This is a genomic window from Enterobacter sp. Y17, from assembly GCF_019730495.1.
Taxonomy (GTDB): domain Bacteria; phylum Pseudomonadota; class Gammaproteobacteria; order Enterobacterales; family Enterobacteriaceae; genus Enterobacter; species Enterobacter asburiae_B.
Genome location: NZ_JAASKP010000001.1, coordinates 1,293,498 through 1,305,990, shown reverse-complemented (window position 1 = coordinate 1,305,990; position 12,493 = coordinate 1,293,498). Strand labels below are relative to the sequence as shown.

The 12,493-nt window shown below is 53.8% G+C and carries 11 protein-coding genes; 6 read left to right on the top strand and 5 right to left on the bottom strand.

Annotated elements, in window-relative coordinates:
- Positions 1-13 precede the first annotated feature (13 nt).
- From HCH49_RS22375 to HCH49_RS06040, 3 genes are all read left to right on the top strand, one after another.
- On the top strand, positions 14-2,080 hold the full coding sequence (locus tag HCH49_RS22375; RefSeq protein ID WP_409410442.1) for an FG-GAP-like repeat-containing protein: 2,067 nt from the start codon (positions 14-16) through the stop codon (positions 2,078-2,080).
- A 176-nt stretch (positions 2,081-2,256) separates the two neighbouring features.
- The gene (locus HCH49_RS06045; protein WP_221702369.1) at positions 2,257-4,437 is read left to right on the top strand and encodes a type I secretion system permease/ATPase; all 2,181 of its coding nucleotides are present in this window, start codon (positions 2,257-2,259) and stop codon (positions 4,435-4,437) included.
- The gene (locus HCH49_RS06040) at positions 4,434-5,609 is read left to right on the top strand and encodes an HlyD family type I secretion periplasmic adaptor subunit (RefSeq protein WP_221702368.1); all 1,176 of its coding nucleotides are present in this window, start codon (positions 4,434-4,436) and stop codon (positions 5,607-5,609) included. The genes HCH49_RS06045 and HCH49_RS06040 overlap by 4 nt, the downstream gene beginning before the upstream one ends.
- A 35-nt stretch (positions 5,610-5,644) precedes the next feature.
- Here HCH49_RS06040 and HCH49_RS06035 read toward each other — a convergent pair whose 3' ends face one another.
- Entirely contained in the window at positions 5,645-6,529 is an 885-nt protein-coding gene (locus HCH49_RS06035; protein ID WP_033145482.1) for a hypothetical protein, read from the bottom strand.
- A 276-nt stretch (positions 6,530-6,805) separates the two neighbouring features.
- Between HCH49_RS06035 and HCH49_RS06030 the strand changes: the two genes are divergently transcribed.
- On the top strand, positions 6,806-8,269 hold the full coding sequence (locus HCH49_RS06030) for an EAL domain-containing protein (protein WP_210867214.1): 1,464 nt from the start codon (positions 6,806-6,808) through the stop codon (positions 8,267-8,269).
- 28 nt (positions 8,270-8,297) lie between these two features.
- Here HCH49_RS06030 and HCH49_RS06025 read toward each other — a convergent pair whose 3' ends face one another.
- The 3 genes from HCH49_RS06025 to HCH49_RS06015 form a co-directional block, all read right to left on the bottom strand.
- Complete coding sequence (locus HCH49_RS06025) at positions 8,298-8,570, bottom strand: YqjD family protein (protein ID WP_023311651.1); 273 nt, start codon at positions 8,568-8,570, stop codon at positions 8,298-8,300.
- 119 nt (positions 8,571-8,689) lie between these two features.
- The gene (locus tag HCH49_RS06020; protein ID WP_023311652.1) at positions 8,690-9,358 is read right to left on the bottom strand and encodes an epoxyqueuosine reductase QueH; all 669 of its coding nucleotides are present in this window, start codon (positions 9,356-9,358) and stop codon (positions 8,690-8,692) included.
- Positions 9,359-9,482: 124 nt separating this feature from the next.
- Complete coding sequence (locus HCH49_RS06015) at positions 9,483-9,959, bottom strand: GNAT family N-acetyltransferase (protein WP_096149883.1); 477 nt, start codon at positions 9,957-9,959, stop codon at positions 9,483-9,485.
- Positions 9,960-10,051: 92 nt separating this feature from the next.
- Here HCH49_RS06015 and HCH49_RS06010 point away from each other — a divergent pair, with 92 nt between their 5' ends.
- On the top strand, positions 10,052-10,978 hold the full coding sequence (locus tag HCH49_RS06010; protein WP_221702367.1) for a LysR family transcriptional regulator: 927 nt from the start codon (positions 10,052-10,054) through the stop codon (positions 10,976-10,978).
- A gap of 51 nt (positions 10,979-11,029) precedes the next feature.
- Here HCH49_RS06010 and HCH49_RS06005 read toward each other — a convergent pair whose 3' ends face one another.
- The gene (locus HCH49_RS06005; protein WP_221702366.1) at positions 11,030-11,896 is read right to left on the bottom strand and encodes a GyrI-like domain-containing protein; all 867 of its coding nucleotides are present in this window, start codon (positions 11,894-11,896) and stop codon (positions 11,030-11,032) included.
- Between the two features lie 224 nt (positions 11,897-12,120).
- On the opposite strand from HCH49_RS06005, the gene HCH49_RS06000 reads away from it, so the two are divergent.
- Entirely contained in the window at positions 12,121-12,426 is a 306-nt protein-coding gene (locus HCH49_RS06000) for a hypothetical protein (RefSeq protein WP_032642577.1), read from the top strand.
- Positions 12,427-12,493: the final 67 nt, after the last annotated feature.

Below are 12,493 nucleotides of genomic sequence, written 5' to 3'. Positions count from 1 at the left end.
CAACAACTCCACCATGACCCTCGGCATGAACAGCAGCGGTCTGTGGAATATCATTGCTAACGGCCAGTCATACTCCAGCAGCGATAGCTCGACCTATGCCGGAAATGCGCTGACCAACACCCGCGGCTATTACGTGGTGAGCCAGACCGCCGCCGACTTTGACCGTAACGGCACGCAGGATATTTTCGCGACGGAAAATACCTACGCCGGGTCAACGCAGGTGATGTGGACCTACGATGGCAGCACCTATAACGCCAGCCAGCTGGCGATGGGCACCACTATCTGGTACGGCGGCGTGATTGCGTACGATAAAACCGGCGATGGCTATCTGGATCTGGCGTACGGCGATGCCGGCATGGACTCACTGACCTACCTGGTGAACAACAACGGCGTTCTGTCGCCGGACGGCACCGGTGGCGAAGGCGGTTTCTACGGTCAGTTCGATTCCGGGCGTGAAATCTCCGGCGTCGACCTGAACAACGACGGCACGGTGGATATCGTTCAGCACACCAACCGCAGCGGCGCGTACTCGTTAACCGTGATCAACAACAACGGTAACGGCACGCTCTCTATCGGTCAGAACCTGACGAACGTGTTTGTGGCAAACGCCTCGAATACCACCACGGCGGCGTCCATGACGTGGGCGGACTTCAACGGCGATGGCTACATGGATCTGTACCTGGGCAGCAGCTACAACAACAACGGCGGGGTGATCTACTACAACGACGGTGCCGGGAAGCTCTCTGCCACCAAGAGCGCGGTGGAAGCCTCTAACGCCACGGCGGGGTATCTGTCGGTGGCGGTGGACTGGAACGGTGACGGGCAGATGGACATCATCAAGCTCAGCACCTACGGCGGCTCGCAGACGGCAACGCTGTTCACCAACAACGGTTACGGTTCCACCTGGACCTCCAGCCAGCTGGCGTCCGGTATTGCCTACGCGACCGGCGTGGCGGCGGTGGACTACAACTGGGACGGCGCGCAGGATCTGCTGGTCTCTCAGCAGAACGGCAAGGTGGTGCTGGTGCAAAACAGCAAAACCATTGCTGACGGCACCGCGATGCACCTGCACATTGTCGACAGCGAGGGCATCAACGCCTACTACGGCAACACGGTCAATCTGTACAACGCCGCGGGCGTGCTGGTGGCCTCGCAGATCATCAACGCCCAGTCAGGTATCGGGTCGAACGATACCTCTGCGCTGGTGAGCTTCTACGGGCTGGATCCGAATGAAACCTATTCGGCCGAAATCCTGAAGATCACCAACGGCGTGTCGGATAACGTCACCTGGAGCGGTCTGGAAGCGGGCAACGGCAAAGAGGGCTACGTCCTGACGGCCGAAGCCGCCACCGGCGGCCACAGCGGGACCATAACCGGGACCGGGTATAACGACACCTTTATCGCAGAGAACGGCACCTATACCTACAACGGCTCCGGCGGCTGGAATACCCATTCCGACTACGACACCTGGAGCAACACCGGCGGGATGGACGTGGTGGATTACCGCAATGCGACCTCCGGCGTGACCGTTGATTTGCGCCTTTCTACCGCGCAGGACACCGGGTTCGGAACGTCACGACTGCTCAACATTGAGGGGATCAACGGCTCGGACTTCGACGACGTCATTACCGGCAACAGCGGTGATAACCAGTTCGAAGGCCGCGGCGGGAACGACACCTTCAACATCGGCAGCGGCGGTCACGATACGTTGCTCTACAAGCTGATCAACGCCTCGGATGCAACGGGCGGTAACGGTCACGACGTGGTGAACGGCTTTACGGTCGGCACCTGGGAAGGGACCGCGGACACGGATCGTATTGATCTGCGCGATCTGCTCTCCGGCAGCGGCTATACCGGCACGGGCTCGGCGAGCTACGTGAACGGCGTCGCCACGCTGGACAGCAGCGCGGGCAATATCAGCGATTACATCCGCGTGGTGCAGAACGGCAGCAATACCGAGATCCAGGTTGACCTGGACGGTACCGGCGGTCAGTTCTCGCCAACCACTCTGGTGACCCTGAACGGCGTGCAGACGGATCTGGCGACGCTGCTGGCGAACCATCAGCTGTTAATTGCGTAAAACAACACCGCGGGGAGCGATCCCCGCGGCCTTTTGCGTTTCTTTACATGAATAGCCATAACCCTATATTTCACATGATTATTTTGCGGGCTCGTTTAGAAAGTGTTCGATTTTTAATCATTCCGTAAAGGTATCATTTCAGTGCGAAATTAACGCTCTGGACAGGACGTAGCATTATGAAGACACATCCACAGTACGAACCCTGGCTGCAGGGCATGCTCATCATCGCGAAGCACTACCGGCTGGATTTCTCAGCGGAGCATGTGCGGGTCACGATTAATCATGAAAGCCAGTCTCCGCGCCAGCTGGTGCTGGAGGAGATGGCGCGCCAGCTTGGGCTGGGGATGCGTATGGTGGCGGCTGAAGCGGTATCCCTCGATCCGTGGCGCCTGCCGCTGCTGGCGGAATTCACCGGCGGACAAATCGCGGTCATTAACCGCATGGACAGCGAAGGCAACGTCAGCCTGCAGTTTAGCGGCGACGCGGGGCTGGAGACGACGCTGACGCGTGATGAGCTCGGGGCGCGGTTAAAGGGGCTGATGGTGTTGCGCCCGCTCGAATCCACGCCGGATGCCCGCGTGGACGACTACATCAAACCCTATGAGAAAAACTGGTTCTGGCAGCTGGCGCTGAAGGACTGGCGACGCTACAGCGATATTATGCTGGTGGCGCTGGTCGCCAACGTGCTGGCGCTCTCCGGCATGGTCTTCTCCATGCAGGTGTACGACAGGGTGGTACCGTCGCAGTCGGAAGCCACGCTGTGGGTGCTGTTTGGCGGCGTGATGATTGCCATCGTGTTCGAATTCATCATGCGCATGCTGCGCGTGCATATTTCTGACGTGGTGGGGAAGCGCGCCGACCTGCGTATCTCTGAACGCGTGTTTGCCCACGCGCTGCGGATTAAAAACGGCGCGCGTTCCAAATCGACCGGATCCTTTATCGCCCAGATCCGCGAGCTGGAGTCGGTGCGCGAGCTCATTACCTCGACCACCATTGCGGCGATTTCCGATCTGCCGTTCTTCCTGCTGTTCGTCTTTATTCTGTGGATGATTGGCGGGCCGCTGGTGCTGGTGGTCCTGCTCGCCGTGCCGCTGCTTCTTATCCCCGGCCTGCTGGTGCAGCGCCCGCTGGGGAAACTCTCCAGCGAAGGGATGCGGGAATCCGCCATCCGTAACGCCACGCTGGTGGAAGCGGTGCAGGGCATTGAAGACATCAAGCTGATGCGCGCCGAGCAGCGTTTCCAGAACCAGTGGAATAATACCAACGACGTCGCCGCCAGCGTCGGCATGAAGCAGCGCTGGCTGACGGGCCTGCTGCTGACCTGGACTCAGGAGGTGCAGTCCATCGTCTACGCGGTGGTACTGCTGGTGGGCTGTTACCTGGTCATCAGCGGCGACATGACTACCGGTGCGCTGGTGGGAACCTCGATTCTGGCGTCGCGCACCATCGCGCCGCTGTCGCAGATCTCAGGCGTGCTTTCGCGCTGGCAGTCGGCAAAGGTGGCCCGCAAGGGGCTGGACGGCCTCATGCAGCGCCCGATTGACGATCCGCAGCACGGCAAGAAGGTGCACAAAGCCCACCTGCGAGGCGACTATGCGCTTGAGGACGTCGGGTTTTATTACGACGAGGAAGAAAAACTCACCGTGCTCAACATCAGCAAGCTGCAAATCCGCGCCGGAGAGCGCGTGGCGGTGCTCGGGCGCAACGGCTCCGGTAAAAGCACGCTGCTGCAGCTGCTGGCGGGCATGCAGGAGCCGCAGCAGGGCAGCATCCTGCTCGACGATATTGCCCTCAATCATCTGGACCCGGCCGACGTGCGCCGCGACATGCAGCTGCTCAGCCAGCAGGCCCGGCTGTTCTTTGGCTCCGTGCGGGACAACATCCTGATGGGGAACCCGTTAGCCACCGACGATGAGATTCATCAGGCGCTGGTCAACAGCGGCGCGCTGGAGTTTGTGCGCAAGCAGAAAATGGGGCTGAACTACATCATCAACGAGGGCGGTGCGGGTCTCTCCGGCGGCCAGCGTCAGGCGCTGCTGCTGGCGCGAGCCCTGATTACCTCGCCGACTATTCTGCTGCTGGACGAGCCTACCGCCTGGCTGGACGAAATGAGCGAGAAGCAGTTTATTCAGCATCTTCACAAATGGCTGGGCAAACGCCGGACGCTGGTCGTGGCGACGCATCGCCTGCCGATCCTGGACCTGGTCGACCGCATCATCGTGCTGGAAAACGGCAAGGTGGTGATGGACGGCCCGCGCGATGCAATCCTGCACCAGCACGGCATGGCGCCGCAGAAAGCCGCGCAGCGCACCGTGACCATGAAGCCAGCGGCGGTTGTCGAGGAGGGCGCGGCATGAATGATTTCTCTCGTTTCAATAGCCGACTGAAGGAGCCACGCCTGCCGCGCTCGTCGCTGGTGGCATGGTCCCTGTTCGCCCTGCTGGCGGTGTTTATCGCCTGGGCAAGCCTGTTCCATCTGGATGAAGTGACGACCGGCAGCGGCAAGGTCATACCGTCTTCGCATGAGCAGGTCATCCAGTCTCTGGAAGGCGGCATCATTCACAGCCTGATGGTGCGCGAAGGCGACATCGTGGAACGCGGGCAGCAGCTCGCGCAGCTTGACCGGACAAAAACCGAGTCGAGCGTGCTGGAGAGCGAGTCTCGCCTGAATGCGGCGCTGGCGACCGCTGCGCGCCTGAAGGCTGAGGTGAACGACACGGAGCTCGCGTTTCCGGAGGAGCTGGATGACGACGTTGAGCTGGTCAAACAGGAAACGGCGCTTTACCAGTCCCGTCGTGAAAGCCTCGAAAAAGGGCTGGCCGGGTTGCGTCAGGGCGCCGGGCTGGTGCAGCGCGAGCTGTCGTTAACCCGTCCTCTGGTGACCCAGGGAGCGGCCAGCAAGGTTGAGGTGTTACGTCTTGAGCGTCAAAAAAATGAGCTTGAGAACAAAATCACCGAGATGAAAAACCAGTATTACGTTCGCGCCCGTGAAGAGCTGGCAAAAGCCAATGCGGAGATTGAGGCCCAGCGTTCGGTGATGAAAGGGCGTGAGGACTCCCTGACCCGGCTGACATTCAATGCCCCGGTTCGCGGGATCGTGAAGGATATTGACGTCACGACCGTGGGAGGCGTTATTCCGCCGAACGGCAAGCTGATGAGCCTTGTCCCGCTTGACGATCAGATGGTGGTCGAAGCGAAAATCTCGCCGCGCGATGTGGCGTTTATCCATCCCGGCCAGAAAGCGCTGGTGAAAATTACGGCCTATGACTACTCCATTTACGGCGGGCTGGAAGGGGAAGTGACCATGATTTCGCCAGACACCCTGCAGGATGAGGTGAAAAGGGATGTCTATTACTATCGCGTTTATATTCGTACCGACAGTAACCATCTGACCAATAAGCAGGGTCAGGAATTTCCGGTCTTTCCGGGCATGATTGCCACCGTTGATATTAAAACCGGCAGCAAAACCATTCTGGATTATCTGTTGAAACCGCTGAACAAGGCGAAAGAGGCGCTGCGGGAACGATAGGGGAATGGCGTTCGGAACTCCGAACGCCTGCTGGATTATACGGTTGACGTCACGTTGTGAGCGTGGCGTCGCTCTTTAGGCACAACGTTGATGTAATGCGTAACATACGCAAAATATAAACCGGCATAATTTTCGACAAGGTCGATAAACGCCGGGTATATCGACATCCGACCATCACCACGATCTTTAAGATAACCCGCCTCTTGTGCCGATTTGACAATTCGGTTGACGTGGATGCGCGAAACAAAAAATTCCTTTGCGAGCGTGCTGGCTGAATAGTCAATGACCGCACCGTGAGCGGATTTATTTTTCATGGCCTGCAGATAGATATAAAGCATAATCATGCGGCCGCCATCTTTATCAATAAATAACCCCACCTCAGGTAACACCTTTCTGAACGTTAATCCCCGGAAAAGATATTCAGCCGCGCGGCGGAAAAAGTTGTTTCTCAAAATATCATTATCCAGCAGGTTAACATTAATATTAAATGCCGGATAAAGAATGCTGACGGGCAAAAAAGCGCCGGACATATAGCGCTTAAGTTCATTGAGTCCTTTTTCGGTTGGCGCGATTCTCGTTTTGCGTCGGTCATCCGTGCAGCGCCAGGTCCTGATGCGCCCGGTGGTTCTCAGTATCGTAATGATCGCAATCACGCTGTTGGGGCTGGCTATTTTATAGCGAGAGCATAACTCTTTAATCTCTGAAACTGACTCGGCCTGATTTCCAAAAATAAAACAACACATGGAGAGGATAATGTTAAACCGTGATTCCTGCAACATTGTCTTGTAGAACAAAGGTTGTTTTTTGTAGATGGTGTCATTAATTGTGTAGTGCTCTAATATTGCCTCACCGAATCGCGGATTGTTCTTTATAACATCCCTTCGATGTAGCAAGGCCCTGGATGAGATGTGATTATCCATAGCATTTTTCTCGTATTTGAATGAGCCGATAGATGAAGTGTCCACTCTTCTTTTTCGGAATTTTCATTATACCCTGAGAATAAGATATTTGCCGTTGTTATTTGCAAAGAAAAGTATATTTAAACGACGGTGATTAACGCAAAGATGTTCCTGTGAGTTCAGCGGATAACTGTTTCTTACCCTGAGGCTGTACTGTAAAATTAATGTTTATAACAGGTGCGTTAAATTTTACGTATTCACAAATGGAAATGGCGCCTCAGTGCCCAGGAGCAGTTTATGACCCACACAATTTCTCTCAGAAATGAGGCGTGCGATGAACATAAATTTGTCATCTCCGCCTGCGGTTTTACGTTCCAGGGATATCGTCTGATCCTTAACCAGTACGGAATACAGGCTTCGCATATTCACTTTGACGGGGATGAGGTATCCCAACAGGATCTTGAAAATATCCTTATAAATCAGAGTGCTCATATTGTGGTGTTTCTCGGAAAAGGTATCGTCAGTCTCCTGGAGAGCCTGAAGAGACTGGCGTCCGTACTCAATGCACTTCCCGTTATTCGACGCGTCACCCTGTATGGCGACCTGCCGGATAGCTGGCTATATCGCACCCTGGGCACTCTTTTAAATAATAGTTATCAATTATCATTGATTCGACTGGCCCGCGTTTCAGATGTCATAACCTGTATTCATACACACCATCATGTTTTTAAAGATCGTTCGTACGTATTACGCGATCGCTACAAGGATAATTCTTCGCAAGAAACCGTAAAGTGGCTAACAAAAAGAGAAATTGACGTTTTATTAAATTTCTACCGCGGCATGTCCGTAAAAGAAATGTGCGACGAAATGGGGCTTTCTAATAAAACGGTTTATACCCACCGTAAGGAAGGCGTGCTGAAATTACGCTTAATTAAGCGGTGGCTAAACGATTCGCACAATTTCAGCGCGGAAAGACGTATCAAGCGGCGGAGCCAACATACGGATTTTACGGATAAAGAATCAGAAATTTTTAATGCATTATATAAAAAAGAGATCTTCCCCGCTTATCAGATCATTACCGATCGTGACAAAAAGGGCGTAGGCTTTGAGATACTGATCCGCTGGAATAAAAACGGTAAAATTGTCAAGCCGGCCAGTTTTCTCACGGATATTTCAAATCATGAGATATGGTTGAAAATAACGGCGTTAGTCATCCATGCCGCCGTGTCAGGGATTAATAAGTATAATGGAAAATACTATTTTTCTGTAAATATTCCGCCTCGTCTGGCTTCCGGAAATGCATTGCCTGATATGGCAAAGAAAGCTATCGACATGCTGCTCAAGCCGCAGTGGGCCGAAAAGCTGGTCTTTGAATTTGCTGAAGATATTGACGTGACGAAGGACAAAAGGATCCCTGAAACCATGCGGCATTTGCGTAATACGGGGTGTCGATTATTTCTGGATGACTGCTTCTCTAACCATCAAACCATGTTCCCGGTGCGGCAGGTGCATTTTGATGGACTCAAGCTGGATCGCGATATCGTTGAGCATTTTGTGGCAAACGACAATGACTATAACCTGATTAAAGCGATACAGATTTATAGCGACATGACCGGAACGGACTGTATTGCCGAGGGGGTTGATAGTGAAGAAAAGTTTGAAAAATTAGTCGCGCTGGGCGTCAAAAATTTTCAGGGGTATTATTTATCGCGCGCAGTGAAAGAGGAAGAGTTAGACCGCATGGTCAGAATGTTTAGCTAAGAAAAATAAAGCCCCGAAGGGCCTTTTATTATTTTCGACCGAGCAGCAGGCCGAGAACAATACCGACCGCACCCGCTGCGACGAGGCCGGTAAGGGGATTATTTCTGACAGCTTCAGTAACGTCGGAAACGGCATCGCTGGCCTGCGCGGCATATTTTTTGGCCGCACCTTTTACCTGATGCTTTGGTGAATCAACGAATTCACCAAACTGCTGCTGCGCGGAACCTGCAAGCTCGTCAAATTTATTTTTTGCTTTATCTTCAGCAAACTGGGTGTTTTTATCAGTACCGAAATCAGACATTTTTGCCTCCTTTTGTTGATTATTAAAGGATAGCCGCTCTTTGTGGATGTGGGAGACGTTAGGCTAAATTCGGTACATATCAGGGCTGTTTTCGGATATATCTCTATACCGGAAACCCGTTATTTCTCATTGTCATCCTGACCGTAATACAGTTTCCCGATGCGAATCAGCGGGCGGCCCTGAGACTTACGATGCAGGTTACTGTCCCTGAGCGAATAAACGCACCCGCAGTATTCCTGCTGGTAAAACTGCTCCCGCTTGCTGATCTCAATCATGCGAGAGGAGCCGCCCTGTTTACGCCAGTTATAGTCCCAGTAAACCATACCCGGATAGCGCGCGGCAGCACGCTGGCCGCAGTCATTTATCTGCTGCATGTTTTTCCAGCGGGAGATCCCCAGCGAGCTGCTGATGACGCTGAATCCATTTTCTGCCGCATAGAGCGCCGTACGCTCGAAACGCATATCGAAGCACATGGTGCAGCGGACGCCGCGCTCGGGTTCCCATTCCATGCCTTTCGCACGCTCAAACCAGTTATCGGTGTCGTAATCGGCATCAACAAACGGCACGCCGTGTTTTTCCGCAAAGCGAATATTCTCCTCCTTACGAATGAGGTATTCCTTTTGTGGATGGATATTGGGGTTGTAGAAGAAAATCGTGTAGTCAATCCCCGAAGCCTGGATAGCCTCCATCACTTCACCCGAGCAGGGGGCGCAGCAGGAGTGCAACAGCAGCCTGTCGGCACCGTCTGGCAGGGAAAGTTGCGGTCGGATAAAAGGGGCTGTCGTCATGGCGTTCTGCAATATGTTTATGAAATTTATGGAAGGGTAGCATAAATTCATCATCTGTTGAGACGGGATAAAGGCATGACAGAGCGACCCCGCGGGGCGGGATCATCTCGGGTACCACGTGTCGCTATTCGGCAAAATTCAGCAGCGCGTCGCCATCAAGACGATAGCGAACCCATTCGGACTGCGGCAGCGCGCCTATGCTCAGGTAAAAATCAATGGCGGGCTGGTTCCAGTCCAGCACGCTCCATTCAAGGCGGCCGCACTGCCGTTTTACCGCGAGCTGCGCGATATGTTTCAATAGCGCTCTTCCCGCGCCTTTTCCGCGATACTCCGGGGATACGTACAGGTCTTCCATGTAAATCCCGTTACGTCCGAGCCAGGTCGAATAGCTGGTGAAGAACACGGCATAGCCGGCAGTCTTGCCTTCACACTCTGCGATCAACGCTTCGGTTTTTGTGCCTGCGCCAAAGAGCGTTTCGCGGATCTCCTCCGGCGTGGTAACCACTTCTTCCGGCGCTTTTTCATACACCGCCAGCTCGTAGATCATGGCGTATATTGCCGCCGCATCTTCGGGGCGGGCCTGACGAATGGTGATGCTCATTGTTTTTCCTATGTTTTAGCCTGTGTTCGATTGATGGCGTTAAGCATACGGAGTATTGTCCGAAGAATTAAGTGCAATGAAATCAACAAAAGATGAATATTATGCATCCGGTACTGAGGCGTCTTGATTTAAACCTGCTGCCCGTTTTCGACGCGATTTACCGCCACCGTTCCGTTCGGCTGGCCGCTGACGAGCTGGCGATGAGCACATCGGCACTGAGCCATGCGCTGTCGCGTTTGCGCATCACCCTGAATGACCCGCTCTTTTTTCGCGAAGGGCATCGCATGTCCCCCAGCGTGTATGCCAATCAGCTCGCGCCTTCCATTGCTTCCGCATTGTCGTTCCTCAATCATGAGCTGACCCCGCAGCCGGAGTTTGACCCGGCCAGCAGTACCGAAAGCTTACAAATTGGGATTACGGACTTTACCGCGCTGTGCATTTTCCCGGCGCTGATGCACAAACTGCAGCTTGCTGCCCCGGGTTTGCGTTTCGAATTGCGCTATCTGCCGCACAGCCCGGCGCTGACGGAACTGCTGGCGGGCGAAGTGGATCTCGCGCTGGGTTTCAGCACTCAGGATGATATTCGGCACCCGGAGCTGGAAGAGATCGACTGGTTTGAAGATGAGTATGTGGTCATCGGCAACGCGCGCCGGACGCGTCTGACGCTGGAGGATTATCTCGCGGCCCGCCATCTGGTGGTGACGCCATGGAATGAGAAGCAGGGCGTTCTGGACGTGCGGCTCGAACAACTGGGCTATACCCGACAAATCGCGATCAAAACGCCGTCGATGCTGAGCGCGCCGTTTATCGTTGCCGAAAGCGACCTGCTGATGGCAATCCCCCGTTTTGCCGCTGAGAAGCTGGCTGCGGCAGCGGACCTGAGGATTTTTCCTTTACCGTTTTCGATACGCACGTTTGAAGTGAAAATTTACTCGCATAAACGCAGCGGCCAGCGGGGGGCGACCCGCTGGCTTAAGGAGGAGCTGCAAACGCTGGCGCAGGCTGGCAGGGAACCGTAGGCCGGGCAAGCGCTGTGCCGCCCGGCATACATGGCGGTCAATTAGGGAGAGTCAATTTAACGGCAGGTAGATATCGGTTTGCAGCGCATGTTCCGGCACTTCGTGAATAAAGTTGAGGTAGTGGAAAAATACCGGGGCGTCGCGCAGCGTTTCGCCGCTGGCCGGTAGCCAGTCGCGAAACATCGCCCACACCGTGGCGGAAATGGTATCCAGAGACCCCGTGTGACGGCCAACAGCGTAACGTCCACCGTCGATTTCGCCACTGCAAACCCCGAATTCATTTTCTGGTATCGCTTCAGAGATACTGCCGCAGATATCGAAACGAAAGGCGTCTGCGGGTGTGGTTGCCGGGTCATCCCAGGCAATACCAAACGTGCTGCTTTCGTGTACTGGCGATAGGCCCGTGGTTTTACGCCATGCAATAAATTTCGCCGCGCTGTCATTAACCCGATCCGGGCTACCACGGTGCTGCAGCATTGCCACTTGGGTCTGTGGGAAATCAACAATTTTAATTTCCATCGTTTTTTGCTCCTGGAAGGTCATTTTCGGTACGCGCTGGTGCCAGTTCAGCCAGTCCGGCTGCTGCCGAAACTGACGCGGGCTTTTTCCAAACGCGTTTCTGAAGGCGCGACTGAACGATTCAGGGCTCTGGAACCCGGCATCGAGCGCAATATCAATCACCTTATCCTGAGGATTAAACGCCAGTCGCCAGGACGCATGACGCAGGCGCAACCATTGAATATAGCGATACAAAGGCTGGCCGCTAAACGCCAGGAACTGCCGGTGAAAATGATAAGGCGAACAGCAGGCTAACGCGCTGAGCTTCTCCAGCGTAAGCGGTTCATCGAGATGTTGGGCGATATAGTCGCACACCGTCGTGAAGCGCTCGCGGTAAGCCGTTTTGATTGCATCGTACATTGCATCCTCCTGATGACCTACTTTGCCTCTCCGAACGTCCAAAATCCTGACCGATCTTGCTGATTATGGAGAGGGTAGACTGGCGGTATATCGTTGTGCGGCATTAATCGTTCCGTCGTACCTATGATACTGCTGAATGATGAATGAAGACTCACTTCCTATACTTATATTAGGTTTGTCATAATCCAAATTTTCTAAGCTACAAAATTTTATGAGAGGTAATGATGGAAAAGGACTTAAAGCCAGAACAAATCGAAATCATAAACCGTATTGTATTTGAGCAAATCGACAAGATGCAGGCCAGAGTAGCCGAAATAGTTGCTGAAACGGAGAGATCTACGCACCAGCAGCTGCAGGATAGCGGGATTGATATGACCGAATTTTATCCGGCTAATAAGGATTATTTGATGATGACTCTCGTTCAACACTTAATAGATCAAGTACATGGCGGCAATATGGCTCTTGCCCAAAAAATGATATCCATGGAAGCAAAACGGCTGAATATCAGCGTACATGTTGAGGCAGAGTAAATAATATCGAATAAGGAATAAATGAATGGGGTCATGTTTGTGAACAGACAAATTTCGTGAGTATCGC

Excerpts from the sequence above, each read along its gene's own strand:
- HCH49_RS22375 (WP_409410442.1), top strand. The coding sequence starts at position 14 with ATGACCCTCGGCATGAACAGCAGCGGTCTGTGGAATATCATTGCTAAC.
- HCH49_RS06045 (WP_221702369.1), top strand. The coding sequence starts at position 2,257 with ATGAAGACACATCCACAGTACGAACCCTGGCTGCAGGGCATGCTCATC.
- HCH49_RS06040 (WP_221702368.1), top strand. The coding sequence starts at position 4,434 with ATGAATGATTTCTCTCGTTTCAATAGCCGACTGAAGGAGCCACGCCTG.
- HCH49_RS06035 (WP_033145482.1), bottom strand. The coding sequence starts at position 6,529 with ATGGATAATCACATCTCATCCAGGGCCTTGCTACATCGAAGGGATGTT.
- HCH49_RS06030 (WP_210867214.1), top strand. The coding sequence starts at position 6,806 with ATGACCCACACAATTTCTCTCAGAAATGAGGCGTGCGATGAACATAAA.
- HCH49_RS06025 (WP_023311651.1), bottom strand. The coding sequence starts at position 8,570 with ATGTCTGATTTCGGTACTGATAAAAACACCCAGTTTGCTGAAGATAAA.
- HCH49_RS06020 (WP_023311652.1), bottom strand. The coding sequence starts at position 9,358 with ATGACGACAGCCCCTTTTATCCGACCGCAACTTTCCCTGCCAGACGGT.
- HCH49_RS06015 (WP_096149883.1), bottom strand. The coding sequence starts at position 9,959 with ATGAGCATCACCATTCGTCAGGCCCGCCCCGAAGATGCGGCGGCAATA.
- HCH49_RS06010 (WP_221702367.1), top strand. The coding sequence starts at position 10,052 with ATGAATATTATGCATCCGGTACTGAGGCGTCTTGATTTAAACCTGCTG.
- HCH49_RS06005 (WP_221702366.1), bottom strand. The coding sequence starts at position 11,896 with ATGTACGATGCAATCAAAACGGCTTACCGCGAGCGCTTCACGACGGTG.
- HCH49_RS06000 (WP_032642577.1), top strand. The coding sequence starts at position 12,121 with ATGGAAAAGGACTTAAAGCCAGAACAAATCGAAATCATAAACCGTATT.